Origin of the sequence: Mycolicibacterium vaccae NBRC 14118 = CIP 105934 (assembly GCF_001552715.1) — a bacterium.
Taxonomy (GTDB): Bacteria; Actinomycetota; Actinomycetes; order Mycobacteriales; family Mycobacteriaceae; genus Mycobacterium; species Mycobacterium vaccae.
On record NZ_BCRS01000370.1, the window covers coordinates 1 to 575 of the forward strand.

General features: G+C 72.7%; 1 pseudogene. It reads left to right on the plus strand.

Annotated elements, in window-relative coordinates:
- Nucleotides 1-575, plus strand: a pseudogene (locus tag MVA01S_RS30080) (HNH endonuclease); the annotation flags it as partial.

The window sequence follows — 575 nt, forward strand, 5'->3', positions numbered from 1 at the left end:
CCAAGCGCCGCGCCGCTGAGGAGGCCGCCGGTGTGCCGGCCGCGAAGCGCGGGAAGGGGTTGGGCGCGGAGGTGGCGTTGGCCCGCCACGACGCCCCGGTCTGCGGGGGCCGCCATCTCGGGTTCGCGCAGGCGGTGGTGCACGAGATGCCCTACACGTTGGCCGCGTTGCAGTGCGGGGCGCTCTCGGAATGGCGGGCCACCCTGATCGTGCGGGAATCGGCGTGTCTGTCGGTGGCGCATCGGCGGGAGTTGGACGCCGAACTGTGCGCTGATGTCGCCAGGCTGGCCGGCTGGGGGAACAACCGGGTCGAGGCGGAGGCCAAGAAGATCGCCGCCCGCCTGGACGCCGCGGCGGTGGTGGCGCGGGGCCGGGCCGCGGTCGCCGACTGCGCGGTCAGCGTGCGGCCGGTGTCAGACACCATGGTGTGTGTCAGTGTGCGGTTACCGCTGGCGAAGGGGGTGGGGTTGTATGCGGCGTGTAAACGGGCCGCCGACACGACTTTTGATGACCGCCCGCGGGGGCAGGTGATGGCCGAGACCGTCTATGAACGGGTCACCGGCCACCCGGCGGAC